Origin of the sequence: Sphingomonas sp. R86520, from assembly GCF_042466285.1 — a bacterium.
In the GTDB taxonomy this organism is placed as follows: domain Bacteria; phylum Pseudomonadota; class Alphaproteobacteria; order Sphingomonadales; family Sphingomonadaceae; genus Sphingomonas.
This window is the reverse complement of sequence record NZ_JAXHBZ010000001.1, coordinates 3,302,740-3,328,430: the sequence shown is the minus strand read 5'-3', so window position 1 is coordinate 3,328,430 and position 25,691 is coordinate 3,302,740. Positions and strand designations below refer to the sequence as shown.

Here is a 25,691-nt window from a genome sequence, read left to right as displayed (position 1 = left end):
TTTAGGTCAGACCTTGGCGGCGTAGATCATCCGCCCGACGCCAAGCCGCGCGAACGCTTCATCGAGATCGCGCTCGCCGACTGCAAAGCAGCCCTGGCTGCGACCGAGCATGCCGTGGCTCTCGATCATGTCCTTGTTGGCGTACCATGCCGAATGCACGACGATCGCACGCTCGAGCGCGTTGTTATTGGTCGGATCGAGCCCGATCAGACGCTGCGAGCGACCATGCTTGCCGACATAATAGTCGTCGGTGACGAACGCGCCTTCCGAGGAGGCGTTCGAGCCGAAGCGGTTCGAGAAGCGCTCCAGATACCCGGTATGCGCAGGATCCGACCCGCTGCCATGCGCGACCAGCAGCGACGTGCTGCGGCCACTGGCGAGATCGACGAAGTGGAAGCGCGGCTTGCCCGAAGCCGCCGCGAAATCGGCGATTGCGATACGGTCATGGTTCGGAATGCGGCTGCCGTGACGGCTGAGCGATGCCATCGCCTGGCGCAGCAGGTCCGGCCGAACCACCCTCGGCGAGGTCAGCGCGACCGTGGTGCGCGGCAGCGGCGGCTGCGTCATCGGCTTCAGGTCGCGTGCCGTCAGTGGCCGCGAAAAGCGTGTCGTTGCGGATACGGCGCCTGGCACTGCCAGCGCCCCCGCCAAAACCAGTCCGTTCTTCAGAAGCGCGCGTCGTTCGCGCACAAGACCTTGCTCGTCGTGCATCGATTTTCCCGAAATTGCCCCAGTTCCCGTAGACAGGGGTATAGCGGATTTTTCGTGAATATTCTGCAACGATTTCCACTGGTTGTGGGTCTGTTCCCTCTAACCACCCCGATCTAGGGTCGGTTCATCGACTCGTTTTTGCGGATGGCACGATCCGGAGAATCGCGCGTTCTGTCGGGCAAGGGGGTTCGAGGCGACGGAAGGACGATCAGAATGGCGAGATCGGCAATTGGATTCGGCATGGCGCTGGCACTGTTGGCCGCCGCGCCGCCGGCACTAGCCGCGAGTGCGTCGGGCGTCGACAGCATCGCGTTGCCGATCGAGGAGGCCGCCACCGAATTGTCCGCCAATCAATTCGTCTGGAAGGACTCCAACACCGGCGAGGCGGTCAGCATCGTCATCAGCCTCTCGACCCAGCGCGCGTTCGTCTACCGCGGCTCGACGATGGTGGCTGCAACCACGATCTCGTCGGGCAAGGATGGCAAGGACACCCCGCTCGGCACCTATCCGATCCTGCAGAAGGAGCAGGAGCATAAGTCCAACCTGTATAACGACGCGTCGATGCCGTTCATGCAGCGCCTGACCTGGGACGGCATCGCGATTCACGCGGGCAATAATCCGGGCTTCCCCGATTCGCATGGGTGCATCCGCGTGCCGACGGGGTTCGCTAAGAAGCTGTTCGGGGTGACGTCAGTGGGCACCACCGTGACGGTAACTGACGATTTCGAAGGTGGCGCAGTGCCTTACGAGCCGGTCGTGGATCAGGAAACCGCGGTCGCGAACCTGCGACAGTCTGTGTCGCTGGAAAAGTGAGTTTGTCAGAAAGCTATTTCGCTTGATCACCTAACTCATCGTGATCCCCGCGGAGGAGAGACGCGTATCCTTGAATGTCTGCGAAAAACCGTGAAGCTTGCCAATATGGGCTCCCCGCTGCGCGGAGTGAGGCCATAATGTATGCAAATGGGCCGAACACGGCTGGACCGACGAAAAACCCTACGTCGCGATCGGGAACCCCAGCTCGACCAACCGTGCCCGAAAAGCAGCGGCATCCGTAAACAGCACCGATTCGATTCCCAACGCCCGCGCCGCTGCGACGTTCGCCGCATTATCGTCGACGAACACCGCATCCCCGGCCGCCAACCCGAATCGCTCCAGCGCCAGCCGGTAGATTGTTGCATCCGGCTTCACCATCTTCTCCTCGCCCGACACGACCACGTCGCGGAACCGGTCGAACAGCGGCGCTTCACGCGCGCGGAAGGGTGGCCAGAATTCGTGGCTGAAGTTCGTGATCGCGAACAGTGGCACGCCGGCGTCGTCCAGGTCGGCGACGATCTCGTGCATGCCGGCGATTGCAGCGCCGATGCTCTCGTTGAACCGCGGACCCCATGCGGCGATCAACGCGGCGTGCTGCGGATGCAACACGGCGAGCTCCGCCGAGGTGTCGGCGAAGTTGCGGCCAGCATCGTGCTGGAAGTGCCATTCGGTCGTCACGACGTCGCGCAGGAACGCGTCGAGCGCCCGATCGTCGTCGATCAGGCGCTCGTACAGGATCCGGGGATCCCAGTCGTAAAGGACACGACCGACGTCGAAGATGACGGCCGTTATCAGGGCTTTAGCCCTGGCGTGCCTTGAAGCGACGGTTGGTCTTGTTGATGACGTAGGTACGGCCACGACGACGGATCACGCGGTTATCGCGGTGACGATCCTTGAGCGACTTCAGGGAATTGCGGATCTTCATGATCGATTCGCTTCTTTTCAAATCTAGGTGTGCGGAAAGACGGGATCGCCTAATGGCGGGGTGTGTCCAAGTCAAGCAACGGACACGTTCATGCCATCCGGGAACCCACTCGGCTGGTCGGAGCGTTACTATAGCGCAACATTCTAAGGAAGTCCCGATGGCGGTTCGTTCGATCCTGATCCTGGCGCTGGCAAGCGCATCCCTCACCGCATGCGCGACCGGCCCGTCACTGCCGCCGACCGAGGTGCTGCGTTACCATTTGGGTGAGCCGATCGACCGCGGCACGATCGCGGTGCAGCCGCTTTCGGGGGGTGGCCCTGCCAGCATCGAGTTCAAGACGTACGCCGCCGCCGTACAGGGGCAGTTGCTCCAGGCCGGCTATAGCGTGCCCGCGCCTGGCGCGAAGCCGCTGCTGGTCGCGACCGTCGGCTTCACCCGGACGACGCAGGCCGGCCCGCCCAAGCAGTCGCCAATCAGCATCGGCATCGGCGGCGGTGGCTTCACCGGCGGCGGCGGGCGCCGCGGCGGCGGTGGTGGTCTCGGGCTTGGCGGCGGGGTCGGCTTCCCGATCGGCGGCGGCGGGCGCACCGCGATCCTCGTCTCCGAACTGTCGGTGACGATCAAGCGTAGCGCCGACCAGTCGCCGGTCTGGGAAGGCCGCGCCCAGTCGTTCGCCGATGCGCGCAAGGAAGATGCGACGACCGATATCCAGGCCGGCAAGCTCGCCCGCGCGCTGTTCATGGGGTTCCCCGGCGAGTCCGGTCGCACTATTCAGGTGAAATGAACGCGCAAACCATGATCCCGACCATCAACGCAGCCTTTGATGGCGGCAACATCCGTGTTGTCGCCATCGAGGGAGACCGAATCGACCTGGAGATCGTCACCGATTTCCAGTCCGACTTCTTCCAGTGGTTCTACTTCCGCGTGGCAGGCGCGGCTGGTCGCGCGCTGACCTACCGCATCCTGAACGCGGGCAAGTCGGCCTATCCGTTCGGCTGGCCGGGCTACAAGACGCGCGCCAGCACCGATCGACAGGCGTGGCGGATGATCGAGACACGCTACGACAATGGCGTGCTCGAATTCGAGTTCACCGCCGACACCGATCTCGCCTGGTTCGCGTATTTCGCGCCCTACACGATGGAAATGCACGAGACGTTGGTGGCGCGCACCGCGCTGCTGCCGGGCGTCGCGCACCGTGAACTGGGCCAGTCGCTCGACGGCCAGGCGATCGACTGCTTCACGATCGGCTCGGGGCCCAAGCAGGTCTGGATCTACGGTCGCCAGCATCCCGGCGAATCGATGACCGAATGGTGGATGGAAGGCGCTTTGGAGCGGCTGACCGATTCGGCTGATCCGATCACAGCGGCCCTGCTGGCGAAGGCGACCTTCAACGTCGTCCCCAACATGAACCCGGACGGGACGCGCCGCGGTCATCTGCGCACCAACGCCGTGGGGGTGAACCTCAACCGCGAATGGCACACCCCGACGCCCGAGAAGAGCCCCGAAGTCCTGTGCGTACGCAACGCGATGGACCTGACCGGCGTCGACGTGGCGATGGACATCCACGGTGACGAGGCAATTCCCGCGAACTTCATCGCCGGCTTCGAGGGCATCCCGTCCTGGACCGATGCGCACGGCGAGAAATTCTACGAGTACGGCCGGCGTCTCGCAGCGCACACGCCCGATTTCCAGACCGAGCAGGGCTATCCCAAGTCCTCGTCGGGCTCGGCGAACCTGTCGATGTCGACCAACCAGGTCGCCGAGCGCTTCGGCGCGGTGTCGATGACGCTGGAGATGCCGTTCAAGGATCACGACGCGAACCCCGATCCCGCGTTCGGCTGGTCGCCGGAGCGCTCGAAGCAGCTTGCGCATGCAATGCTCGAGACGCTCGCCGGCATGATCGACGAAATCTGACACGATTTGAATGGGTTAGTGGAGGATTGGTTGCGCTGGTCATCGAGACATCGGACCGTGCGTCGGCCTAACCCTGCCTAACCTTCTGTTTACGGGAGCCCAAATGCCGACCCTAGTCCTGATCCGCCACGGCCAGTCCACCTGGAACCTCGAGAACCGCTTCACCGGCTGGTGGGACGTCGACATGACCGCCAAGGGCGAGGCCGAGGCCAAGGCCGCGGGCGAACTGATGGCCGCCAAGGGCCTCGACTTCGACCAAACCTTCGTCAGCCTTCAGACCCGCGCCATCAAGACGCTCAACATCGCGCTGGAAGCGATGGGCCGGCTCTGGCTCCCGGTCGAGAAGGACTGGCGCCTGAACGAGCGGCACTACGGTGGCCTCACCGGCCTCGACAAGGCGGAGACTGCGGCCAAGCACGGCGCGGAACAGGTCCACGTCTGGCGCCGCAGCTTCGACATCCCGCCGCCCGTTCTTGACGACGGAAGCGAGTTCGACCTGTCCAAGGACCGGCGTTACGACGGCATCGCGATTCCCAAGACCGAAAGCCTCAAGGACACGATCGCGCGCGTCCTCCCGTACTGGGACGAGCGGATCGCCCCTGCGCTGAAGGACGGCCAGCGCATCCTGATCTCTGCGCACGGCAACTCACTTCGCGCGCTGGTGAAGCACCTGTCGAACATCCCCGACGACAAGATCACCGGGCTGGAGATCCCTACCGGCCAGCCGATCGTGTATGAGCTGGACGCCGACCTGAACGCGACGGACCGCTACTACCTCCGCGAGCGCTGATACTGCCGACCTCTCTTGTCTTGTTCTCCCGCGAAAGCGGGAGCCCAGGATTACAGACGATACCGTTCGTGATCCTGGGCCCCCGCCTCCGCGGGGGAACGGGTTTGGGTCCTCACGATCGCATCACACGTAGACCACCAACAACATTGCCCAATGCCCCTCCCGTCGCTAGGCACGGCGCTCCTTGAACAGGGGGGCGATAGTGGCTCTAGTCGGCATCATCATGGGCAGCACCTCCGATTGGGAGACGATGCGCCACGCCGCCGAGACGCTCGACGCACTCGGTGTCACCTACGAGACCAAGGTCGTCTCCGCGCACCGCACTCCGCAACGCCTCTACGACTATGCGACGACCGCCGCCGACCGCGGCCTCAAGGTGGTGATCGCCGGGGCAGGCGGGGCGGCGCACCTGCCCGGCATGGCGGCCTCGATGACTCACCTCCCGGTGCTTGGCGTGCCCGTCGAATCGAAGGCTTTGAAGGGCATGGATAGCCTGCTCTCGATCGTCCAGATGCCCGGCGGCATCCCCGTCGGCACGCTCGCGATCGGCAAGCCGGGCGCCATCAACGCCGGGCTGCTCGCCGCCGCGATCCTCGCGACCGCCGACGACGCGCTGGCCACTCGCCTGAAGACGTGGCGTGCGGCGCAGACCGACTCCGTCGCCACCGACCCCGCCTGAAAGACGCTCACATGACGCCGCTTCCCCCCGGATCGACCATCGGCATCCTCGGCGGCGGTCAGCTCGGCCGCATGCTCGCCACCGCCGCGGCGCAGCTCGGCTATCACACGCACGTCCTCGCGCCCGACCAGGAGAGCGTCGCCGCGCAGTCCGCCTCGACCATGACGCGCGCCGATTATCACAACCGCATCGTGCTCGCCGATTTCGCCGACGCCTGCGACGTGGTGACCTATGAGTTCGAGAACATCGCGGTCGAGCCGGTCGAATGGCTTGCCGAGCGCGTCCCCGTCCATCCGAGCCCGCGCGCCCTCCGCGTGGCACAGGAGCGGATCGGCGAGAAACGCTTCGTGGAAAGCGTCGGCGGCCGTCCGGCACCTTGGGCGCCCGTCGACAGCCTCGCATCGCTCCTGAGTGGCCTGGAGGCGGTCGGCACGCCCGCCGTGCTCAAGACCGCGCGGTTCGGCTATGATGGCAAGGGGCAGGTCAAGATCGACACGCCAGACGCGGCTCAGGCGGCTTGGGACACGATCGGCGGCCCGGCCGTGCTCGAGGCGTTCATACCGTTCGACCATGAATTCTCGATCCTGATCGCCCGCGGTCTCGACGGCAGCGTCTCACGCTACGACCCGCCGCTCAACGTCCACCGCGACGCGATCCTCCGCCACTCCACCGTCCCAGCACCCGCCTCCGTGCTGGCCCAAGCCGAAGAGGCCGTTGCATTGGCCGAGCGGATCGCGGCCGAACTCGACTATGTCGGCGTACTGGCCTGCGAGTTCTTCGTCGGCGCCGACGGCCCGGTCTTCAACGAGATGGCACCCCGCGTGCACAATTCCGGCCACTGGACGATCGAGGGGGCGGAATGCTCGCAGTTCGAAAACCACATCCGGGCGATCTGCGGTCTCCCGCTGGGCGCGACGACGCTGACCGGGCGCGACGTGGCGATGGAGAATCTGATCGGCGACGATGCCGATCGTTGGCAAGAACTGCTTGGCGAGTCCGGTGCGCACCTGCACCTCTACGGCAAAGGCACGGCCAGGCCCGGCCGCAAGATGGGTCATGTAACGCGCATCGTCCGCTAAAGCCCGGCACACCGGACTTGCCGGCTTGGATGCGTGTTGAAGAAGCGCTGGAGAATTGAGTGCGTTGGGCTTTAGCGGTCCGATACCGCGTACGTGTCGGTATCGGACCGCTAACCTACGTTACGCCGCGGCGTTCGGCACGACGATCACGCCAGCGCGTTCATCAACGCCCGTGCGGTAGCGGGCGATGAGCCGGGGTTCTGCCCGGTGATGAGCAAGCCATCCTCGATCACATACGAACCCCAGTCCGGGCCCCGTGAGTAGATACCGCCTCGTGCCTTGAGCTCATCTTCGACAAGGAACGGCACGATGTCGGTCAGGCCGACAGCGTCTTCCTCGGAATTGGCAAAGCCCGTGACCTTTCTGCCCTCGACCAGGGGGCGGCCCGCTGGCGTCTTCACGTGACGGAGAACGCCGGGCGCATGGCAGACTAGAGCGACCGGCTTTTCAGCTTCAAGGAAGCTTTCGATGAGAGCGATCGACGTCTTGTCCTCCGCCAGATCCCACAGCGGACCATGACCGCCTGGATAAAAGACGGCGTCGAAGTCGGCCGCCGTGACGTCGGACAGTTTGAGCGTGTTCGCAAGTGCCGCGATCGCTTCCGCGTCCGCCTCGAAACGATGCGTGTCGTCGGTCTGGTTTTCGGGTTCGTTGCTCTTAGGATCCAGCGGCGGCAGGCCGCCTTTGGGCGAAGCTAGCGTGATATCGGCACCAGCCTGCTTGAAGGTGTAATATGGCGCGGCAAGCTCTTCGAGCCAGAAGCCGGTCTTGCGGCCCGTAGTACCGAGTTGGTCATGCGAGGTGAGGACCATCAGGATCTTCATGCGACTTCCTTTATGTTGTGCGGCTGGAGGATCCGCGACGTTCGTTTCCAGCGATCGCCCCGTCTCAACCGATCGCCCGCAGCCACGAGCTAGAGTAAAATAGACCGGTCGTCTAGTGAGTATACGATTGGTCGTTTGGTTATAGACAACTGGTCTAACGCGGCGTATTGGCGCAGCATGGTATCAGCAATGCAGGAACAGGATGCGCGGTCGACGATATTGGCGACCGGTCAGCGGATCATGAGCCGAAAGGGGTTTTCCGGGGTAGGTCTGACCGAGATCCTGAAGGATGCGGGCGTACCCAAGGGGTCGTTCTATCATTATTTCAGCTCGAAGGACGCGTTCGGCGAAGCGCTGCTGGCGACGTATTTCACCAGCTATCATGACGACATGGACGCGCTGTTCGCAAAGCCGGGGCTGACCATGGGCGAACGTCTGATGATGTATTTCGCCGCCTGGCGCGAGAACCAGGGAGCCCTGGACTGCCAGGGGCGCTGCCTCGCGGTGAAACTGGGGGCCGAGGTTGCGGACCTGTCGGAACCCATGCGCCTTGCGCTCAAGTCCGGGACGAACGGCATCATAACGCGGATGACCCAGGCGATCGACCACGGTGTGATGGACGGAACGATTTCAGTCACGCAACCGGCGTCCGACGTTGCCACCTCCCTCTATTATCTGTGGCTGGGCGCGAGCGTGATGGTCAAGATCGTCCGCACCGAGGTACCGTTCGAGACAGCGCTTCAGGCGACGCGACCAATGCTCGGACTGACGGGCCGGTAGATCAGGCTACTGGCGTTCATCTCGCGGCGGCTTCCGGAAGGCGCGCGATCGCGGCGGCTGCCAGATCGGTGCGTACCTCTCCGTCCGTCACGGTGACCTCCGCCCAGGGGAGGCGGTGCAGCGTTTCACCGACCCCGCCGACCCCGCCCACGCGGACGATGAGATAGCCTATCCTTCCCTCGATACAGGCAGCGAGAGCGTCGACCGCGTGAGCCACCACAACACCGTCCTGCGACTTGACCGGCAGGCCATCCAGCCCGGCTACCGAGAATAGGTCGTCACCTGGTTGACGGGCACTCAGCTTTTCTTCCGCTCGCGATGCATCGCTGATCCGCGCTCGCCGTCCCAGCCACCGCCAGATGCCGAATATGTCGACCGCCGCGAGGAACAGGTTCGAGTAGAGCAATTGGGTTTGCCCGGTGATGAAGCCGACGACGATCCAGGCCAACGCCCCCCCGGTAAAGATGACGAAGCCCCAGCCGGTGACGCGCGCGCCTAGGTTGGAAGCTGTCATGAGGGCTGCGACGCACGTTGCGACCAGCGCGATCCAGCCTGCGATGTCTACCATTCTGCCAGTCCTGAAATGAGCTTTCGATCGATCTGGGCGCCGGTTTGCCCCGCGTCCCCTGTAGTTATCAGTGGTCCGGACGGGATCATTGCGGCAGCAGGCGCGGGAATTCGCCAGGCACTTCACGCGCCAGGAACCCGATTGGCCCGCTGGTCGTGGCTACCCGGCGACCGCTTTGCCCGTGAAGCCATACGCCCCAGCCAGCGGCCACCGGTGGTAACGTGCCGCGCGACAGGAGTCCGCCGATTGCGCCCGCCAGGACATCGCCGGAGCCGCCGGTCGCCAAACCCGTTCCGCCCCCGCCATAGAGCAATACCGTGCCATCGGGCGCCGCGATCACCGTTTCGCTGCCCTTGAGGACGACGATGGCGCCGTACTCTGCGGCAATTTCGACCGCGATGGCCTCGGGCGCGTCGGCGATCTCGCCTTCGTCGCGGCCGGTCAACGTCGCCATCTCGCCGTGATGGGGCGTGATTACCAGACGATTCCGGAACCCGGCGAGTGCGCCGCGCAGGTCGCGAGCACAGCCGATCGCCATCGCATCGACGACGAGCGTCATGTCGTCGCGTCGATTGGACAGCGCCAAGCGAAGCGCTGCGGCCGCGGCAGTCGACGAACCGATGCCGGGGCCGATCACCACGGTGTCACAGGTGTCCAGCGATTTTTCGAGCGGTTCGCAGCGTTCCCCGACGATCTCGCCGTCGCTGTCCTCGCCAAGCGCCAAAACGGCTGCCTCGGGCACCAGTAGACCAAGACCCATGGCCGCGGATTCGATCGTCGCCATCTGAAGCTTGCCCGCCCCGGCGCGAAGCGCGGCCTCGCCGGTGAGGCGTAGCGCACCCGGCACCATGCGTGAGCCGCCGATCGCCAGAACCCGGCCGCGGCTGTTCTTGGTCGTGCCGTCGCCGTGGACGGGCGGCGGGTTCGCGGCGATCCAGCGGCTGTCGAGGCGTTGGGCGTCGGTCACCCCCTGACACCCACGGTTCGCTCAGGCTCGGCAGTGATATCGACTGCATCGTGCGCGACCGGCGTCGTCAGGTTGTAGGACTGCAGTGCCAGTCCGCCATCGCGACCGACGGTCGGATCGAACCTGTATTCCGTCACCGAGCAATTGGCGACATCGCCCTCCCGGTCGATCGCGAGAATTTGCTCCTCGCTGAGATTTTCGATCACATACCGCAGGCATAGCACCACCACCTGGTGCGCGACGATCATCACCCGCCGCTCGGCATAATGCAGCGCCACGGTGTCCATCACCGATCGCAAGCGGAAGATGACGTCGCACCAACTCTCTCCACCCGGCGGGCGATGATAGAATTTACCGAGAAGCCTGCGCAATTCGGCCTGCTGCGGTTCGAGCGCCGCGACGCCCGCGGTCGTCAATCCGTCGAGGATGCCGAACTCCTTCTCACGCAGTCGCTCGTCGGTGCAGATCGCTTCGCCGCGGTCTGCACCCCCGGCCTCCCGGAACAGTTCGGCAGTCGTCCTGGCGCGCACATAGGGCGATGCGAGGAGAACGTCCGGTCGCTCGTTGCTGGGTTTGGCGGCAAACCAGGCACCTAGTGCCCGTGCCTGGTCTTCGCCACGCGACGATAGCGCGATGTCGACGTCGCGAGCGTCCAGCACGATCCGTTCGGCGCCGTCCAGATGCGCCGCATCACGCGCGACGTTCCCCGCACTTTCGCCGTGCCGGACGATCCACAGTCGGCTTGGCCAGCGCGCACCGGTCACGCACCGCCTCCCTGCAATCCAACGGTCACGCTTTCCGGATAGTTCACGCCTTCGTCTCCCTCGATACGCCTCGACGGGTCGCCACGTCGTCAAGCGGCGGACCGTTGCATTCCAGCAGGCCGGTCGCATCTGCCTCCGCCGCGCGCGCCGACCCAGCCTGGCTCAATGACTGGCGGTTTCGCCGGCAGCGCGCCGTTCGACATATTGCAACGTGAGTGCAGCGTTATGCTCGTCGAGCCACGCCGCCATCGCCTGTTCTTCACCGAGCGAGGTGCGTAGCAATGGGGTTGCCTTGCCGAAGCCGCCGGCGTCGGCCAACGCGATCAGCGAGTTGTAGCTCGCCGCCTCGAAATTCTCGAAGGCGAAGTTGGCAAAGCTGTTCTTCAGGATCTCGTCGGGCGCAAACACGTGCGCGATCGCCGCGAGGTTGCCCGACAGCGTCAACGCCGCGTCTTTCAGCAGCGACCGGCTCTCGCCAAAACCGTCGAGGATTTCCTCGACCCGAACGATCTGCTGTTCGGTTTCGACACGATGCTTGCGCAGCTTGTCGGCGACCTCGGGATAGTTGGTCAGGTGGTTCAGCTGTCGGTCGATCAGTGCGAGTGCCTGGTGCTCGACGCCGTGAACGTTCTTGAGACCGGTGATAAAGACGGATTGCAGGACATCGTTACGCGGCGTGGCCATGGGATGCTCCATCATGAAGTGTTTCCAGACCGAGACAACGTCACGCCACGGTCTTGGTTTCGGAAACTCGTACTGATCGGGATCACTGTTTAGGCGCCGTACCCTTCGGTATCGGTGGAACTTGGAAGACGATGGGAACGATGACGGGCATATCGAGGACATCGTCGTTACGAAGCACGGGCTTGATCCGGAATATACTGGACATAGCAAGCGCCGCTCGACCGAATCCGATACCCTGAGGAAGCTCCGACAGTATCCAGCACCGCTTCGGCTTGCCCGGTTTCGGCACGATACAGGCCAATTCGACGCTGCCGCCGATCCGCCGCTCCCGCGATCCAGCAGGCCAATACCCCAGCATCTCCTGGAAGCTGGGCGTGTGGATCCATTCGGCACGGGCATAGCGCGGCGGGCCCAACCCGAAGCCCTTGCCTATCCCTATGCCAACCGCATCACCGTCGCCTCTGCCGTCGCCCACACCGTCGCCGGCACCGGTCGATCCTAACGGGAAGACCCCCGTCGCATCGATATTGCCGAACGACGACGTCATCGCCGACGAGCGGAGCGATACCAGCATCGACAACGTGGCATCGACCGAAGTCGTGCGCTGGCGTGGCGCCGCGGATGGCGATTCCCCAGCCTCGTGAACAGCAGCCTTCGACACGTGCCGTGCTCGTGGTTCTGGAGGCTGTGGCGGGCGCAGGCTTGTGGTCGGGGCGGGCGGAGGTGGCAGGATGTCGAACACCGCGAGCGCGGCCGGCGATGCTGCCTTTGGCGGCGCCGTCTCGCGTGCCGTCAGGAACAGCAGAAGCACCGCGCCATGCACGCCGACCGCCAGTGCAAGCGCAGAACGATCAGGAGGACGACGTCGCGACCCGCGCGGCGCTTTCTCGGCCAGTCGGGCTTCGTGGCTCACGCTTGCAGCTTATACGGTTCCTCACCGAGAGCTAGGCTGGTCTCGGCCAGACAGGGGTTGCGTTCCATCCTGCGCCGAAGTGGTGAGATATGACTCTCGCGCCACCATCTCGTCACCGCCCCGCCTGCGCGGTCAGTCGATGCGCATCGCCTCGGCTGCCAAGGCCTCCGCCTCGATCAACAGCGCGTCGTCAGCCGAACTGGTCGACACCTTCTCGCGCCCGATCAACGTAAGGACCGGGACGGCAAGCGGGGTTACACGCTCGAGATCGACGTGCAGCATCGTTGCCGCTGCACGGTCGAGCAGCCCGGCAAGGCGTCCGACATCGGTCATCCGAGCCCGTGCATCCGCCCAGGCGGCTTCCAGCAACAGATGCGACGGTTCGTATTTGCGCAGTACGTCGTAGATCAGGTCGGTCGAGAACGTCACCTGCCGACCGGTCTTGCGCTTGCCCGGATGCTGCCGCTCGACCAGCCCGCCGATCACCGCGACCTCGCGAAACGCGCGCTTCAACAGGTTCGATTGCTGCACCCAGTCGACGAATTCATGTTCGAGGATGTCAGCCGAGAACAGCGACGCCGGGTCGGTCACCTTTTCGATCGAGTAGGTCGCGAGCGCATAGTCGTTCGCAACGAACCCGAGCGGCTTCAGCCCCTGCGTTTCCATCCGGCGGGTAATGAGCATGCCGAGCGACTGGTGCGCGTTCCACCCTTCGAAGCTGTACGCGACCATGTAGTTGCGGCCCTCGCGCGGGAAGGTCTCGACCAGCAGCTGGCCGGGTTCGGGCAATACCGATCGAAGCCGCTGGTATTCGAGCCATTCGCGCACGTCGTCGGGGAAGCGAGCCCATTCGTCCGGCTGCGCCAGGAATCCACGGACCCGGTCGGCGAGGTTGGTCGACAGCGGCATCCGGCTGCCGCCATAGGTCGGTATCCGCGCGGGCTTCGAGGTTGCGCGGACGACGAGATCCTCGGTGTCCATCTTCACGACCTCCAGGCTGAGACCGGCGAAGAAGAACGTGTCGCCGTTGCTCAACTGCGCCGCGAACGCCTCTTCGACCCGGCCCAGCGCGCGACCGTTGCCGAACCGCACGTTGAGCATGGTCGCCTCGACGATGATGCCGGCGTTCAGGCGGTGCTGGCCGATAAATTTCGGGTGACTGACGCGCCAGGTTCCATCCTGGTCCTTGGTCAGCCGCTTGAAGCGGTCATAGGCTTTCAGCGAGTAGCCGCCGTCGCTGATGAAGCCGAGCACGCGCTCGAACGTCTCGGTCGGCAGCGCGGAATAGGGAAGCGCGGAGCGGATCTCGTCGAGCAGATCGGCCTCGCGAAACGGCGCGGCGCACGCGCATGCCATCACATGCTGGGCCAGCACGTCGAGCGCGCCGACCCGAAACTGGTCGGGATCGAGTTCGCCTGCCTCGACCGCGTCGAGCGCCGCGCGCGATTCCAGATATTCGAAGCGGTTGCCGGGGACGAGGATCGCTTCTGAGGCTTCGTCGAGCCGGTGGTTGGCGCGACCGATCCGCTGCAGCAATCGCGACGATCCTTTCGGCGCGCCCATCTGGATCACGCAATCGACATTGCCCCAGTCGACCCCGAGATCGAGGCTGGCGGTCGCAACCAGCGCGCGCAGCTTCCCCTCCGCCATCGCGCCCTCGACCTTGCGCCGCGCTTCGCGCGCGAGGCTGCCGTGGTGGACGCCGATCGGCAGGTTGTTCGCGTTCGCCTTCCACAGATCCTGGAAGATCAGTTCGGCCAGACTGCGCGTATTGCAGAACACGATCGTCGTGCCGTGCGCCTCGATCTCCGCCATCACCTGCGCCGCGGCGTAGCGGCCCGAATGGCCCGACCAGGGGATGCGACCCTCGGGCAGCAGGATCGTGATGTTTGGATCCGTGCCGGGTTCGCCTTGGACCATCGCGACCTGGTCGATATCGCCATCGGGTGCGAGCCATGCCCGATAGCCATCGGCATCCGCGACCGTCGCCGACAGCGCGACCCGGCGCATCCCCGGCGAGATCTTCTGCAGCCGTGCCATGCAGAGCGAGAGCAGGTCGCCGCGCTTGCCGGTCGCGAACGCATGCACCTCGTCGACCACGATCGTGCGAATGCCTTCAAACATCGTGATGCTGTCGGGGTAGCTCAGCAGCAGCGACAACGATTCAGGCGTCGTCAGCAGGATTTGCGGCGGCTTGATCCGCTGCCGCGCTTTCCGATCGGACGGGGTATCACCGGTGCGCGTCTCCACCCGGATGTCGGCGCCCATCTCCTCGATCGGGGTGAGCAGGTTGCGCTGTACGTCGACCGCCAGCGCTTTCAGAGGCGAGACATACAGCGTGTGCAGCCCGCGCGTAGGTGCCTCGATCAGTTCGGCGAGCGTTGGCAGGAATCCGGCAAGCGTCTTCCCCGCGCCGGTCGCCGCCACCAGCAGTGCATGATGCCCCGCGCGACCCTCGGCGAGCATGTCGAGCTGGTGCCGACGCGGCCGCCAACCCCGCGTGACAAACCAGTTTTCCAGGAGGGGGGGAAGGTCGCTCACGGCCTGTTCACGCATCGTCGTCATATGGGGGCGTCGCGCCGCACCGCTATGGACCGCCCGCATAACGACCGCCAATTTGACCGCGTTCTCTATCGAAAGACCCTCGGTGTCGCTCTTCCGCTACCTTCTGCCGTTGCCATTGCTCGCGTTCCTGCCGTTCGCCAACGCTACTGCGCAGACCAAGTCGTTCGTCGGTGCAGGGGGTTTGGTACGGTTGTCGCATTCGTCGAGCGTTACCCCGACCCGCAACTTCGCGGGCCGCGCGCTGATGAACAGCGGATGGCGACAGATGTGGGACGGCAGGCCGATCGGCCGCGGCGTCGGGATCGTTCGCTTCTGGCAGGTTGCCAAGCCGACCGATGGCCAGGGGCAGGTAACCGAAATGATCCAGATGGGCTTCAGCCGAAGCGCGGCGGTGGTCGCGAAATGCGGTACCGACGGGATGGTTTCGGGCAACGGCCGGCGCTTGCCCGACAGGATGCTCGGCGGCCACCGCTGGACCGTCTACACCAATGGCGACGCCGGCATGAGCCAGCAGGTGAGCGCGACGAACCTGCGCAGCGTCATAAACGGCGCCTGCTATACGATCGATCGCGTGACCTATGCGGTAAAGGCGGGTCCGCCCCCGCCACGCAATGCGGCGACCCAGGCGGTTGCGGCCGGGCAGATGGACGCGATCCTGGCGACGATAAAGGTCGGGCGGCGGCGCTGATCCGTCTTCCCAGCGCAGCCGGGGACTCAGATGTTCAAGCGTTGGCGATCCCGCGGCACCGCTTCCCCCATTCACGCGTACTACCCCCATGGCAAAACTTGGCGACTGGCTCGAACCGCACCCGCACGGCATTCTCGTCAAGCCGATCGACGCCTGGATCGATCCTTCGATCCCGACCGCCAAGGCCCTCGTCACTCACGGGCATGCCGACCACGCGCGTGGAGGTCACGATGCCGTCTGGGCCACGCCCGAGACATTAGCCATCATGGACGCGCGCTATGGCCCGCAAGCTGGCCACCCGGTCGCGTACGGCGAGACGATCCGGATGGGAGAGGTCGATATCGGCTTTGTTCCCGCGGGCCACGTTCTGGGCTCGGCTCAGATCGTCCTCGACTATCGCGGGGAGCGGATTGTCGTTTCGGGCGATTACAAGCGCCGTCCCGATCCGACCTGCACGCCGTTCGAGCCGGTCAAATGCGACGTCTTCATCACCGAAGCCACCTTCGGCCTGCCGGTGTTTCGCCACCCCGACACTGGCGACGAAATCGACAAGCTGATCGCCGCGCTCCATGCTAATCCGGATCGCTGCGTCGTCGTCGGCGCGTATGCCCTCGGTAAGGCGCAACGCGTGATCGCCGAACTGCGCGAGCGTGGCCACGAGGCGCCGATCTACATCCACGGCGCGCTTCAACGCCTCTGCGACCTGTATGCCGAGCATGGCGTCCGGCTCGGCGAACTCCTTCCCGTTGCCGACGCGAAGAAGGCGGACATGGCCGGGCACGTCGTGATGTGCCCGCCCGGCGCACTCAACGATCGCTGGTCGCGGCGGCTGCCCGACCCGATCACCGCGATGGCGAGCGGCTGGATGCGCGTGCGGGGACGTGCGCGGCAAAAGAACGTCGAACTGCCGCTCATCCTTAGCGATCACGCCGACTGGGACGAACTGATCACCACGCTGACCGAGATTGCCCCGCAGGAAGTATGGGTCACGCACGGCCGCGAGGATGCGCTGGTCCACTGGTGCATGACCCGCCAGATAAAGGCGCGCGCGCTGGCGCTGGTCGGGTTCGAGGATGAGGACGACTGAGCGTCCCCGATTTCAGGCCAGGCTGAGTTCGGCCGGTAACATGCGCGCCGCCGGCTTTCGCCAGGGCAGCTTGCGGCGCTCGACCAGCGATCGCCATGCCCATTCGACCGGCGCAATGTCGAATGTCCGCACATAGACGTTGGCAAGCCACAGCAATGCGGCATTCACCACCACTGCGGTGGCCATCAGCCCGGCCCAGCCGAAGCGTCCGTACAAGGCGAAGCCGAAAGGCGGGAACAGGATCCACAGACATATGATCGTCTGCAGGATATAGATCGAGAGCGCAGTCCGTCCTGCGGCGACGAACGGGCGTAGCAACTTCGCGCCGAAGACCGTCGCCACCAGCAGGTTGACCGCGCCGACATGGCCGAGCGTCGTCGCCTCGCGCGCGATCTCGACGGTTGCCCACATCGTCTTGGGTGCGTCGTCGAAGCGCGTCTGCTCGATCGCGCCGATCACCCTCAGCGAGATCCCGACGGCGTAGGCAATCACCGTCATGCGGATATAGAAACCCCGGGATCGGGCGCCTTGCAGGATTCCGAGCTTGTAGAGCCCGGCACCGATCAGCATCACGCTGGCGGCTTCCCAAACGAACAGCAGTTCGAACCCGTGCGTCTCCAAATAGACGATGACGCTCCACTGCATCGCCGCCCAGCTCGCAAAACTGTTGGTGCGTGCGGTGTTCTCGGCAAAGACCTTCGCGCGGTCCTCGGCCTTGGACTTTGCGCGTTTCGCCGCGCTGGCCTGGACCTTGGCCAGCAGCTTGCGGTCGTCCGCCGAGACCGGCCGGCCGGCGGCGTGCGCAGCCTCGATCGCGGCGACCTGCGTTCGCTCGTGCATGCCCTGATAATAGCCAAAATATCCGCCGCCGCCGAACTGCGCCACGGCGGCGATCAGACCGATCGTGATCAGCCAGCGCGGCCGCATGCGACGGAACAGGAACGCGATCATCGCCGCGAGACCATAGGTATGGAGGATGTCGCCCGGCCACAACAGGATGAAGATGTGGACCAGTCCGAACCCGACCAGCAGCAGATTGCGGACATAATAGCGCTTCATCACGACGCGTTTGCCCGCCGCCAGCGCGGCCCGGTCGGTCAGGATCACCATCCCGGCGCCAAACAGCATCTCCAGCATGCAGCGCGCCGTGCCGTTCGCGATCACCTCGCGCAGATACCACGCGACCTGATCGGCGGCGGTCCAGCCGAGCAGCCGAAAATCACTGAACGATGCCCAGAGTGAGCCGCCCATATCGTTGATATTCATGAACAATATACCGAGGATCGCGATCCCCCGGAGAATGTCTAGCACCGCAATCCGTGGCGCCCCGTCAGGCTCGGTCGCCTTCAGTACCGCTCGTGCAGCCTCGTCGCCTATGGCTTGGTCGTTCATCGCTCTGGGCCCCCCCCGAGATGACTGGCGCCACGCTAGGCCTATCGCGGGGTAAGGCAAGCGTCAGCCGGCGCCCTCCAGCGTCCGCGCGCGCCGCCGCTGCACGGAGCTCCCGATACCAAGTGCCTCGCGGTATTTTGCCACGGTCCTTCGCGCGATGTCGAAGCCCTTGGCGTTAAGTAGTTCAACCAGCGTGTCGTCCGACAGGATTTTCGCGCCTTCGGTGTCGATCAGCGCCTTGATCGCGGACTTCACAGCCTGCGCCGAGACCGCCTCGCCGCCGTCTGCCGACTGAATCGCGCTCGTGAAAAAATATTTGAGCTCGTACAGCCCGCGCGCGCACGACACGTATTTGTTGCTCGTCACGCGACTGACGGTCGATTCGTGCATTTCGATCGCGTCCGCCACCTGGCGCAGCGTCAAGGGACGGAGGTGCGCGACGCCCTTCAGGAAGAACGCTTCCTGCTGCTTCACGATCTCGGTCGCGACCTTGATGATCGTCCGCTGGCGCTGGTCGAGCGCCTTCACCAGCCAGTTCGCGCTGGCGAGGCAATCGCTCAGCCATGCCTTGGACGTCTTGTCCTGCTGCCCGCCCGATAATTCGGTGTAGTAGCTGCGATTGACCAATACGCGGGGCAGGGTCGATGCGTTGATCTCGATCGCCCAACCAGCCTTGGTGCGCGCGACGAACAGGTCTGGCGTTACTGACTGCGCAGGTTCCCCGCCGTAGCGACAGCCCGGCTTGGGATCATAGCCACGCAGTTCACGGATCATGTCCGCCATGTCCTCGTCGTCGACGTCGCACATCCGTTTGAGGCGCGTCAGTTCGCCGCGCGCAAGCAGGTCAAGATTGTCGATCAATCGCGCCATGCAGGGATCGTAGCGGTCCGCGTCACGCGCCTGCAACGCTAGGCACTCGGCTAGGTCGCGCGCGCCTACGCCGGTGGGGTCGAACGTTTGAATGATCGCGAGCACGCTCTCGACCCGCACCAGCGCCACGCCGAGTCGATTGGCGATATCGAGCAAAGATACCGTGAGATATCCCGCCTCGTCGATCTGATCGATCAGATGCGCGGCGATGAACGCATCGTCGCGGTGTACCGCGGGGCCAGCCTGAGCGAGCAGGTGATCCGCCAGGCTAAGGCTGGTATCCGCAAACGCGTCGAGATCCGGCCCGTCCTCGCCGCCTGTGCCGCCAGCGCTCGCGTCGGTCATTGAGAGTGCGCCATCCATCCCGCTACCGCCGTCGGCGACGCTGTCCTGCTGGTGGCTTTCGGTAGCATAGTCGACGTCGAGCGTCGGTTCGTCCCCGGCACCCGTACCGGAGACCAGGTCGTCGGCGGCCACGCGTTCGTCCCGAACTTCGGGGATAGGTTCACGGTCCGGTGCGTCGCCGTCCTCGGCCGCACTTGCCTCGAGCAGAGGATTTCGCTCGACTTCCTCGGCGATGAACCCCTCGATCTCCAGGTTCGACAATGCCAGCAGCTTGATCGCCTGCTGGAGCTGCGGGGTCATCACCAGCGACTGCGACTGGCGGATGTCCAGGCGGGGGGCGAGACTCATGCCGGGCGCTGCTGGTCAAGCCGATAACCCAGCCGACCCTGCTGGATCGCCGCTCCCTCACACCAAAATCCGTCACCCCAGCGAACGCTGGGGTCTCCCGCGGCTAGCGCACGCGCCCTCGCCGGGAGATCCCAGCTTTCACTGGGATGACGGTTGAGAGGCGGGGCGGCTTGCATAGTCTTAAAGCGAGAAGCCTTCGCCGAGATACAACCGCCGCACGTTCGCATCCGCGACCAGCTCTTCCGGCGAACCTGAGAACAGCACCCGGCCGTCGTAGATGATGTACGCGCGGTCGACGATTTCGAGCGTCTCGCGGACGTTGTGGTCGGTGATCAATACGCCGATGTCGCGGCGCTTAAGGTCCTTCACCAGATCGCGGATGTCGGCGATCGAGATTGGATCGATGCCTGCAAACGGCTCGTCGAGCAGCATGATCGACGGATCCGCCGCGAGCGCTCGGGCGATCTCCGCCCGCCGCCGCTCGCCCCCCGACAGCGCCATCGCCGGTGCCGCCCGCAACCGGGTCAGGCCGAACTCGTCGAGCAGCGTATCGAGCTTGCGCTGCCGCGCGGCCTTGTCGGGCTCCGACAGTTCCAGCACGGTCAGGATGTTCTTCTCGATCGTCAGCCCGCGGAAGATCGAGGTCTCCTGCGGCAGATAGCCGAGCCCCAGGATCGCGCGCCGGTACATCGGCAGTTTCGTGATGTCCTCACCATCGAGCATGATGCGACCCGAATCTGGCTTTACGAGGCCCATCACCGAATAGAAGCACGTCGTCTTGCCCGCGCCGTTGGGGCCGAGCAGACCGACGACTTCGCCGCGCCCGACCGACACCGACACATCGGTCAACACGACGCGCTTGTCATAGGATTTGGCGATCGAGACCACCTGCAACCCGTTGCTGACGGGCTGTTCGCTGATCGGTTCTACCGCTTCGATCGGCGGCAGCGTGGTGGCGTCCATGGGATCAGGCCCTTGCAAAGATCATCTGCCGAAAATTCGGCACGGGTTGGCAGAAAACATGCATGACCGCGCCGCCGGAGGGAAGCCCCAACGCCGTCTAGTGCAGACTCAGTCGCGCTTGGGGACCGAGAAGGTGCCGGTCACGCGCCCGCCGGTCTGTGTCACCGTGCCTCCTCCGTTGGTCGCGCCGCCGCTGCCACCGACCGAGGAGCCGTCGATCACCGAGCGGCCGGTATCGAGGTTCATCGTGAGGCGACCGCCGTTGACGGTATTGCCCTGCTGCGTCAGCGTCACCGCGCCGAGCATCGTGATCACCCGGCGGTTGAGATCATAGATCGCATACTGGCTGCGCGCAGTCTGGTCGGGACGCTTCACCGTCACGCCGCCCGATGCATCGAGGCGTGAGACCTGTGGGTTTCCGCCGATCACCTGGCCCGTATACGCCACCGTCATCCGCGCCGAATTGAGCGTCATCTCCCCCTGCTTCACGGACACATTGCCCGACAGCACCGCGCGGTTCGCCTTGTCCTGCAGTTCGATATGATCCGCGCCGAAGTTTATCGGGGCGTTGGAGTTGTGCGCCTGCTGAGCGACCGCGGTCGTGGAAAGCAGGGCGGACAGGCCTATTAAGATGAGGGGCGCGCGCATGGCGGCTATTTCGGCCCTCTGGGCACGATCCGCAAGCGGGCATTGCCATCGAGCGTGACGGTACGTTCCTCGAGGTTCGCGCGCAGCTTGTTCGCGCTGAAAGTCCCCTGCTGGACGGTACCGGTCGCGGCACCTCCGCTTTCGAGCGTGCGCGCCTTCATGTCGATCGTCGCGTTGGTGGTCTTCAGGTCGTATCCGCCGGCCGCAGTCGCGTTCAGCGGACCGAACAGCTGCACCTTCTCGGTGTCCATGTCGTAGCGACCTGTATTCGCCTTTATATTGGCGGGACCATCGGTCAGCTGGATCCGTGCCGCCAGCTGGTTGAGCTGCACGATCGGTTCGGCCGAGCTCTTCTGGATCGCGGACTTCGCATCGAGCGTGAACGCCTGCCCCTTGCTGTCTTCGCCGCGATACTGCGCCGCCTGCAATTTCATCCGCTCCTGTGCGACGTCGACCTTGTTCTTGTCGAGCAGGAACGACACGTCGCCTCCTGCCGTCAACGGCGCCATTACCAGGAATGCCGCCAGCACGCCGATCGCGGTCGGCAGGCCGAGTCGCGCGATCGCGACCAGCCGGTCATGACTGCCTCCCGGCGCAGCCCAGTCCTGGCGCGCGGTACGGGCACGACGGGCAACCGGAGAAGGCGGCGGCACATCCATCAGGCGTGCGCGAAGATGTCGATCTCGGGCCAGCCCGCAATATCGAGCGCTGCGCGAGTCGGCAGGAAGTCGAAGCACGCTTGGGCAAGCTCCATGCGGCCTTCGCGAATCAGGCGCTTGTCGAGCTCGGTGCGCAACCGGTGGAGGAAGCGCACGTCGGAGGCGGCATAGTCCTTCTGCGCGTCCGAAAGCTCCGGGCTGCCCCAGTCCGACGATTGCTGCTGTTTCGAAATGTCCTGGCCGAGCAGTTCGCGGACCAGCTCCTTCAGGCCGTGGCGATCGGTATACGTGCGGATCAGTCGCGAGGCGATCTTGGTGCAATAGACCGGGGCCGCGACGACCCCGAGATAATATTGGACCGCAGCGATATCGAATCGGCCGAAATGATAGAGTTTCACGCGCGCTGGATCCGCCAGCAGCGCCTTCAGATTGGGTGCGTCGTAGCCGGCACCGGCGGCGAATCGGACGAGATGTTCGTCCGGACCGCCGTCCGATAGCTGGACGAGGCAAAGCCGGTCGCGCGGCGTGATGAGTCCCATTGTCTCGGTGTCGACGGCGATCGCGGCGCCGGCCGCGAACAGATCGGCGGGGATATCGCCTTCGTAGAGATGAACTGTCATGACGCTGGCCGTAGCGGCCCGGCGCCGAACGCTCAATGGCCGTAATGACCGCCGCGTATCGGAATCGGGCGAGAAAATGGCGTTTTGATCACGTCTGCGACGAGCCGTGGCTGATGAGCGACACTTGTATCAGTATCGATCCATATCGCCGCCTAATACGTCAGAATCTATTCGCGACGGCTTGTATTTTGCGCTAAGGGTCCCCTCAAGGCGCAAAAGGTTTCGCGCTGGAAAACCCGCGTTCGTCGTCCGGCACAAGGGTTTTGAGAAATTTGCGGGCGAACCGGGAAGACGAACAGAGCTTATGGGTTTCGATAAAGGTGGCCGCGGGAACCGTGGCGGGCGTGGCCGCGACAAGCGCGACAGCTTCGGCGGCGGCGACAACGAGTTCGGCGGCGGCAGCAGCTTTGGCGGTGGCGGCGATCGGTTCGGCGGCGGCGGTAGCAGCTATGGCGGCGGCGGTGGCTCGAGCTATGGCGGCGGCGGTGGCAGCAGCTACGGCGGCGGCAGCAGCTTCGGTGGCGGCAGCGGCGGCGGCGGCGGTGGTTACCGCGGCGGCGGCGGTGGCGGCGGCTTCTCGGGCGGTGGCGGCGGCGGCGGTGGTCGCGGCATGCCTCCCCAGGTGGTCGGCGAAGGCACCGGCGTCGTAAAGTTCTTCAACGCGCAGAAGGGCTTTGGCTTCGTCGTTCGCGATGACGGCGGCGAGGACGTGTTCGTCCACATCAGCGCCGTCGAGCAGGCCGGCATGGTCGCTCTTGCCGAGGGTCAGCCGCTCGGCTTCACGCTCGTCGATCGCGGTGGCCGTATCTCGGCAACCGATCTGAAGATCGACGGCGAGCCGATGGCCGTCACCGATCGCGGCCCGCCGCGTGACCGTGATGCCGGCCCGGGCGCGCCCCGTGGTGGCGACCGTGATGGTGGTGCAGGTGGCGCACAGCGTCAGCTCACCGGTGAGAAGGCGACCGGTACGGTCAAGTTCTTCAACGCGATGAAGGGCTTCGGCTTCATTCAGCGCGACGACGGACAGCCTGACGCATTCGTCCACATCTCGGCCGTGGAACGCGCCGGCATGGCGACGCTGAACGAGGGCGACAAGCTCGAGTTCGAGCTCGAAGTCGATCGTCGCGGCAAGTACGCAGCGGTAAACCTGAGCGCAGGCGGCTGATCCAGCTGACTGACTCAGAACGCTGATCCGTACCGTGTTCGGTAGGATAATGATTGCGGCCGGTCTCGCTTTGGCGGGGCCGGCCGTTCTCGTTTCATCATCGTCGCTGTCGTCGATGGCCCGAGCCGGGCAGGTCGCGGCGCCAGTCCCGCGCGGGCCTACCCCCCGCGAGCCGACCCGGGTGCCGGTGTTCTCGGCGGCAATCGTCGCACGCTACCCCCATGATCGCACCGCGTTCACCGAAGGTCTCCTGTGGCACGACGGTGCGCTGTACGAGAGTACGGGACAGGAGCGTCAATCCGACGTTCGCCGCGTCTCGCTCGCCACTGGCAAGATCCTCGCCAAGGCCCGAATTGACCCTGCCGAGTTCGGCGAAGGCCTTGCGCTGTGGAAGAACCAGCTCGTCAGCCTCACCTGGCATGACGGCATCGCCCATCGCTGGGACGCTCGCACGCTGAAGCCGAAGGGTCAGAATAGTTACAAGGGCGAGGGCTGGGGCCTGACGAGCGACGGCGTGTCGCTGCTCCAGTCCGACGGCAGCCCCGACATCATTTTTCGCGATCCGCTGACGCTCGCCGAACGCAAGCGCGTCGCGGTGACGATCGACGGCCGCCCTTTGAGCCAGATCAACGAACTCGAATATGTCCACGGCGCGCTGCTGGCGAACGTCTGGCACACCGGCTTCCTGGTCCGCGTCGACCTCGCAACCGGCAAGGTCACCGCTGTGATCGATCTCCGCCCGCTGGTCGCCGAAGTCGCAGCGACCGATCCAGAAGCGGTGCTGAACGGGATCGCCTGGGACGCAAAGGCCGACCGGCTGTTCGTGACGGGCAAATACTGGCCCACGCTGTTCGAGATCAAGATCGCCGCCGCGCCACAGTAACTCGTAGCGGTCGGCCACGAAGCTCCGGCTTACCTCTAATGCCCCACTTTCCATCACGCCCGCTTCCGTCACCCCCAATTCCCGTCATCCCAGCGAAAGCTGGGGTATCCCCGTTGGCGGGCGCCGTGCCTCACATGATGAGATCCCAGCTTTCGCTGGGATGACGGCGGGGGCGGGGGTGAAGAGGAATGGAAAGGAAAAGAAAGGAAAGGAAAGGCGAGCCAAGGCGAGAGGACGCAACGGTCGCGTGGCCTATCCTAAAACCCCCGTCCCGCCCCCGGCGCCACCGCCCGGATCGCTGCCAGCACATGCGCCAGCAAACCGTCCGCATCGTGATGAATGTTGTGCCCCCCGGGCATCCCGACCTTTCGCACGTTCGGCAGCGTCAGCAACGGGCACAGGCTGTCCGTCTCCTCGACCCCGTAGATGCACGTGAACGGCGCCCAGCCCAGCTGGTTGCCCGTCTGAGCGCCCACGCTGTCGAGCGTGCCGTGATCATAGAGCAGCCCCGACGGATCGGCGCGATAGAAGACCGAGTCTCCTGGCAGGATCAACACGATCGCCGCCACCCGAGTCCGCAACGACGGAGACAGGTTCGCCAGCCCGGTCTGGACGATGTCCGCGCCATAGGACTGGCCCATCACCACGACCCGCTTCGCCCCGGTCCGCGCGAGCGCAGCCCGCACCCCGTCCGCGACGATCGAATCCAGTTCGCTCCGCGTCCGATGATGCGCGAACAATGCCGGCGTCGTGATTCCAACGACCGGGATCCCGTGCTCGGTCAGCCCGCGCGACGTCGACGCACCGAGAAGGAAGCGCAGCCCCATGTCGCCGGAGAAATTGACGACTACAATTGGCGGCGCCGCAGCCGCGTGCACGCCGACGGCAGGATACACATGCACCGGATCGCGGTCGAAATACCCCGCCAGATACACGAACAGCACGACGATCGCGGACAGGATGCCAGTAACCCACGCACCGCGCCGCCAACGCCGTGCCGCTATCGTGCGGGGATGTCTCGAACTCTTCACCGGACCATCCTTACGT

The 25,691-nt window shown here is 64.9% G+C and carries 28 protein-coding genes; 11 read left to right on the top strand and 17 right to left on the bottom strand.

Going from position 1 to position 25,691, the window contains the following annotated elements:
• Positions 1-6 precede the first annotated feature (6 nt).
• Positions 7-711, bottom strand: coding sequence for a murein L,D-transpeptidase catalytic domain family protein (locus tag SJY41_RS15230; protein WP_380783065.1), 705 nt, complete (start codon positions 709-711; stop codon positions 7-9).
• A gap of 213 nt (positions 712-924) precedes the next feature.
• Here SJY41_RS15230 and SJY41_RS15225 point away from each other — a divergent pair, with 213 nt between their 5' ends.
• Positions 925-1,524, top strand: coding sequence for a L,D-transpeptidase family protein (locus tag SJY41_RS15225; RefSeq protein ID WP_380783064.1), 600 nt, complete (start codon positions 925-927; stop codon positions 1,522-1,524).
• A gap of 180 nt (positions 1,525-1,704) precedes the next feature.
• Here the strand turns inward: SJY41_RS15225 and SJY41_RS15220 are convergent, their stop codons facing one another.
• Together SJY41_RS15220 and ykgO are read right to left on the bottom strand one after the other, a co-directional pair.
• Positions 1,705-2,319 (bottom strand): HAD-IA family hydrolase, encoded by a 615-nt coding sequence (locus tag SJY41_RS15220; RefSeq protein WP_380784160.1) that lies wholly within the window; start codon positions 2,317-2,319, stop codon positions 1,705-1,707.
• A gap of 4 nt (positions 2,320-2,323) precedes the next feature.
• A complete protein-coding gene (ykgO, locus tag SJY41_RS15215) occupies positions 2,324-2,449 on the bottom strand; it encodes a type B 50S ribosomal protein L36 (protein WP_003046794.1) in 126 nt (41 codons plus the stop codon).
• Between the two features lie 157 nt (positions 2,450-2,606).
• Here ykgO and SJY41_RS15210 point away from each other — a divergent pair, with 157 nt between their 5' ends.
• The 5 genes from SJY41_RS15210 to SJY41_RS15190 all read left to right on the top strand — a co-directional run bounded on the left by SJY41_RS15210 (position 2,607) and on the right by SJY41_RS15190 (position 6,911).
• Positions 2,607-3,233: a DUF4136 domain-containing protein gene (locus tag SJY41_RS15210; RefSeq protein ID WP_380783063.1), complete on the top strand. Its 627-nt coding sequence runs from the start codon at positions 2,607-2,609 to the stop codon at positions 3,231-3,233.
• Between the two features lie 11 nt (positions 3,234-3,244).
• Positions 3,245-4,363, top strand: a complete 1,119-nt coding sequence (locus tag SJY41_RS15205; protein WP_380783062.1) for a M14-type cytosolic carboxypeptidase — start codon at positions 3,245-3,247, stop codon at positions 4,361-4,363.
• A 103-nt stretch (positions 4,364-4,466) separates the two neighbouring features.
• Positions 4,467-5,153, top strand: a complete 687-nt coding sequence (gpmA, locus tag SJY41_RS15200; RefSeq protein WP_380783060.1) for a 2,3-diphosphoglycerate-dependent phosphoglycerate mutase — start codon at positions 4,467-4,469, stop codon at positions 5,151-5,153.
• Positions 5,154-5,376: 223 nt separating this feature from the next.
• Positions 5,377-5,832: a 5-(carboxyamino)imidazole ribonucleotide mutase gene (purE, locus tag SJY41_RS15195; protein ID WP_380784159.1), complete on the top strand. Its 456-nt coding sequence runs from the start codon at positions 5,377-5,379 to the stop codon at positions 5,830-5,832.
• 11 nt (positions 5,833-5,843) lie between these two features.
• Complete coding sequence (locus SJY41_RS15190) at positions 5,844-6,911, top strand: 5-(carboxyamino)imidazole ribonucleotide synthase (protein WP_380783059.1); 1,068 nt, start codon at positions 5,844-5,846, stop codon at positions 6,909-6,911.
• A gap of 146 nt (positions 6,912-7,057) precedes the next feature.
• Here SJY41_RS15190 and SJY41_RS15185 read toward each other — a convergent pair whose 3' ends face one another.
• Positions 7,058-7,735 (bottom strand): type 1 glutamine amidotransferase domain-containing protein, encoded by a 678-nt coding sequence (locus SJY41_RS15185; RefSeq protein WP_380783058.1) that lies wholly within the window; start codon positions 7,733-7,735, stop codon positions 7,058-7,060.
• A 189-nt stretch (positions 7,736-7,924) separates the two neighbouring features.
• Here SJY41_RS15185 and SJY41_RS15180 point away from each other — a divergent pair, with 189 nt between their 5' ends.
• Positions 7,925-8,515: a TetR/AcrR family transcriptional regulator gene (locus SJY41_RS15180; RefSeq protein WP_380783057.1), complete on the top strand. Its 591-nt coding sequence runs from the start codon at positions 7,925-7,927 to the stop codon at positions 8,513-8,515.
• Between the two features lie 16 nt (positions 8,516-8,531).
• Here the strand turns inward: SJY41_RS15180 and SJY41_RS15175 are convergent, their stop codons facing one another.
• From SJY41_RS15175 to SJY41_RS15150, 6 genes are all read right to left on the bottom strand, one after another.
• The gene (locus SJY41_RS15175) at positions 8,532-9,083 is read right to left on the bottom strand and encodes a PRC-barrel domain containing protein (RefSeq protein WP_380783056.1); all 552 of its coding nucleotides are present in this window, start codon (positions 9,081-9,083) and stop codon (positions 8,532-8,534) included.
• Positions 9,084-9,168: 85 nt separating this feature from the next.
• Positions 9,169-10,050, bottom strand: a complete 882-nt coding sequence (locus tag SJY41_RS15170; protein WP_380783055.1) for an NAD(P)H-hydrate dehydratase — start codon at positions 10,048-10,050, stop codon at positions 9,169-9,171.
• Positions 10,047-10,814, bottom strand: coding sequence for a histidine phosphatase family protein (locus SJY41_RS15165; protein WP_380783054.1), 768 nt, complete (start codon positions 10,812-10,814; stop codon positions 10,047-10,049). The genes SJY41_RS15170 and SJY41_RS15165 overlap by 4 nt, the downstream gene beginning before the upstream one ends.
• A 162-nt stretch (positions 10,815-10,976) precedes the next feature.
• Positions 10,977-11,498, bottom strand: a complete 522-nt coding sequence (locus SJY41_RS15160; RefSeq protein ID WP_380783053.1) for a ferritin-like domain-containing protein — start codon at positions 11,496-11,498, stop codon at positions 10,977-10,979.
• Positions 11,499-11,580: 82 nt separating this feature from the next.
• Positions 11,581-12,411 carry a hypothetical protein gene (locus SJY41_RS15155; protein WP_380783052.1) on the bottom strand — a complete coding sequence of 277 codons (831 nt, stop codon included), beginning with the start codon at positions 12,409-12,411 and terminating at the stop codon, positions 11,581-11,583.
• A 132-nt stretch (positions 12,412-12,543) separates the two neighbouring features.
• Positions 12,544-14,967 (bottom strand): ligase-associated DNA damage response DEXH box helicase, encoded by a 2,424-nt coding sequence (locus tag SJY41_RS15150; protein WP_380784158.1) that lies wholly within the window; start codon positions 14,965-14,967, stop codon positions 12,544-12,546.
• 91 nt (positions 14,968-15,058) lie between these two features.
• On the opposite strand from SJY41_RS15150, the gene SJY41_RS15145 reads away from it, so the two are divergent.
• On the top strand, positions 15,059-15,664 hold the full coding sequence (locus SJY41_RS15145; RefSeq protein WP_380783051.1) for a hypothetical protein: 606 nt from the start codon (positions 15,059-15,061) through the stop codon (positions 15,662-15,664).
• 88 nt (positions 15,665-15,752) lie between these two features.
• Positions 15,753-16,751: a ligase-associated DNA damage response exonuclease gene (locus tag SJY41_RS15140; RefSeq protein WP_380783050.1), complete on the top strand. Its 999-nt coding sequence runs from the start codon at positions 15,753-15,755 to the stop codon at positions 16,749-16,751.
• A gap of 12 nt (positions 16,752-16,763) precedes the next feature.
• Here SJY41_RS15140 and SJY41_RS15135 read toward each other — a convergent pair whose 3' ends face one another.
• From SJY41_RS15135 to SJY41_RS15110, 6 genes are all read right to left on the bottom strand, one after another.
• The gene (locus tag SJY41_RS15135) at positions 16,764-18,143 is read right to left on the bottom strand and encodes a DUF418 domain-containing protein (protein ID WP_380783049.1); all 1,380 of its coding nucleotides are present in this window, start codon (positions 18,141-18,143) and stop codon (positions 16,764-16,766) included.
• A 63-nt stretch (positions 18,144-18,206) separates the two neighbouring features.
• On the bottom strand, positions 18,207-19,706 hold the full coding sequence (gene rpoN / locus SJY41_RS15130) for an RNA polymerase factor sigma-54 (RefSeq protein ID WP_380783048.1): 1,500 nt from the start codon (positions 19,704-19,706) through the stop codon (positions 18,207-18,209).
• Between the two features lie 180 nt (positions 19,707-19,886).
• Positions 19,887-20,669: an LPS export ABC transporter ATP-binding protein gene (gene lptB / locus SJY41_RS15125; protein ID WP_380783047.1), complete on the bottom strand. Its 783-nt coding sequence runs from the start codon at positions 20,667-20,669 to the stop codon at positions 19,887-19,889.
• 108 nt (positions 20,670-20,777) lie between these two features.
• Positions 20,778-21,317 carry an LptA/OstA family protein gene (locus SJY41_RS15120; protein ID WP_380783046.1) on the bottom strand — a complete coding sequence of 180 codons (540 nt, stop codon included), beginning with the start codon at positions 21,315-21,317 and terminating at the stop codon, positions 20,778-20,780.
• 5 nt (positions 21,318-21,322) lie between these two features.
• Positions 21,323-21,976 carry an LPS export ABC transporter periplasmic protein LptC gene (gene lptC, locus SJY41_RS15115; RefSeq protein WP_380783045.1) on the bottom strand — a complete coding sequence of 218 codons (654 nt, stop codon included), beginning with the start codon at positions 21,974-21,976 and terminating at the stop codon, positions 21,323-21,325.
• Positions 21,976-22,596, bottom strand: a complete 621-nt coding sequence (locus tag SJY41_RS15110) for a ribonuclease D (RefSeq protein ID WP_380783044.1) — start codon at positions 22,594-22,596, stop codon at positions 21,976-21,978. The genes lptC and SJY41_RS15110 overlap by 1 nt, the downstream gene beginning before the upstream one ends.
• Before the next feature lie 304 nt (positions 22,597-22,900).
• On the opposite strand from SJY41_RS15110, the gene SJY41_RS15105 reads away from it, so the two are divergent.
• Together SJY41_RS15105 and SJY41_RS15100 are read left to right on the top strand one after the other, a co-directional pair.
• Complete coding sequence (locus SJY41_RS15105; RefSeq protein WP_380783043.1) at positions 22,901-23,761, top strand: cold-shock protein; 861 nt, start codon at positions 22,901-22,903, stop codon at positions 23,759-23,761.
• A 49-nt stretch (positions 23,762-23,810) separates the two neighbouring features.
• Positions 23,811-24,644 carry a glutaminyl-peptide cyclotransferase gene (locus SJY41_RS15100; RefSeq protein ID WP_380783042.1) on the top strand — a complete coding sequence of 278 codons (834 nt, stop codon included), beginning with the start codon at positions 23,811-23,813 and terminating at the stop codon, positions 24,642-24,644.
• A 257-nt stretch (positions 24,645-24,901) separates the two neighbouring features.
• Here SJY41_RS15100 and SJY41_RS15095 read toward each other — a convergent pair whose 3' ends face one another.
• Positions 24,902-25,675, bottom strand: coding sequence for an AcvB/VirJ family lysyl-phosphatidylglycerol hydrolase (locus tag SJY41_RS15095; RefSeq protein ID WP_380783040.1), 774 nt, complete (start codon positions 25,673-25,675; stop codon positions 24,902-24,904).
• Between the last annotated feature and the right edge of the window lie 16 nt (positions 25,676-25,691).